The 1016-nt window shown below is 46.6% G+C and carries 5 tRNA genes and 2 rRNA genes; all 7 read right to left on the minus strand.

From position 1 onward, the window contains the following. Positions 1-43: 43 nt before the first annotated feature. Positions 44-115: transfer RNA gene (locus I7822_RS29425), tRNA-Gly, on the minus strand. Between the two features lie 13 nt (positions 116-128). Next, positions 129-211 (minus strand) — tRNA-Leu (locus I7822_RS29430). A gap of 12 nt (positions 212-223) precedes the next feature. Further along, positions 224-299 (minus strand) — tRNA-Lys (locus I7822_RS29435). A gap of 23 nt (positions 300-322) precedes the next feature. Beyond that, positions 323-398: transfer RNA gene (locus I7822_RS29440), tRNA-Thr, on the minus strand. A 15-nt stretch (positions 399-413) separates the two neighbouring features. Beyond that, a tRNA-Val gene (locus tag I7822_RS29445) sits at positions 414-489 on the minus strand. Between the two features lie 29 nt (positions 490-518). Continuing rightward, positions 519-634: ribosomal RNA gene (gene rrf, locus I7822_RS29450) — 5S ribosomal RNA — on the minus strand. 255 nt (positions 635-889) lie between these two features. Then, positions 890-1016, minus strand: a 23S ribosomal RNA gene (locus tag I7822_RS29455); the annotation flags it as partial.

The raw sequence follows: 1016 nt of genomic DNA on the forward strand, positions 1-1016 counted from the left end.
GTCCTGTGCGTCTGCCAGTTCCGCCACCCCGGCACTTACTAAGAGCGGAAGACGGGATTCGAACCCGCGACCCCCACCTTGGCAAGGTGGTGTTCTACCACTGAACTACTTCCGCAATATTTAATTGATGCGGGTGAAGGGACTTGAACCCCCACGTCACAAGGACACTAGATCCTAAGTCTAGCGCGTCTGCCAATTCCGCCACACCCGCAAGGTGTGTAAATGGTGAGCCATGAAGGACTCGAACCTTCGACCCTCTGATTAAAAGTCAGATGCTCTACCAACTGAGCTAATGGCTCATTTTTCAATGAGAAGTATTAAATGGTGCCGGCAAGAGGACTTGAACCCCCAACCTACTGATTACAAGTCAGTTGCTCTACCAGTTGAGCTACACCGGCACAATAATATTATAATGGTGGAGGATGACGGGATCGAACCGCCGACCCTCTGCTTGTAAGGCAGATGCTCTCCCAGCTGAGCTAATCCTCCATAGTAAGTTTTATATAATTCTTGAAACAGCCTGGCAACGTCCTACTCTCACAGGGGGAAACCCCCAACTACCATCGGCGCTGAAGAGCTTAACTTCCGTGTTCGGCATGGGAACGGGTGTGACCTCTTCGCTATCGCCACCAGACAATTACGACAAGAACTATTATACTATTTTGAAAGAATATTTCAAGTGTTTTTTCACAAAAACTTTTATATTCATTCAAAACTAGATAACGATTCACAATTCAATTCACTTCACTGAGTTTACGCTCTTACTTTGTCCAGCTACAGAAGCCAAATCCTACGGTAATTTCACTCTCTCGTACGAAGTCAAAGAACGACTTCTTCTCGATCGCTCCAATTCCCTATGGATTTAAACGGGCTTCTTCCGCTTTTCTAATAGGTTAAGTCCTCGATCGATTAGTATCTGTCAGCTCCACACGTCACCGCGCTTCCACCTCAGACCTATCAACCTGATCATCTTTCAGGGATCTTACTAGCTTACGCTATGGGAAATCTCATCTTGA

Source organism: Metabacillus bambusae, from assembly GCF_017497975.1.
GTDB lineage: Bacteria > Bacillota > Bacilli > Bacillales > Bacillaceae > Metabacillus > Metabacillus bambusae.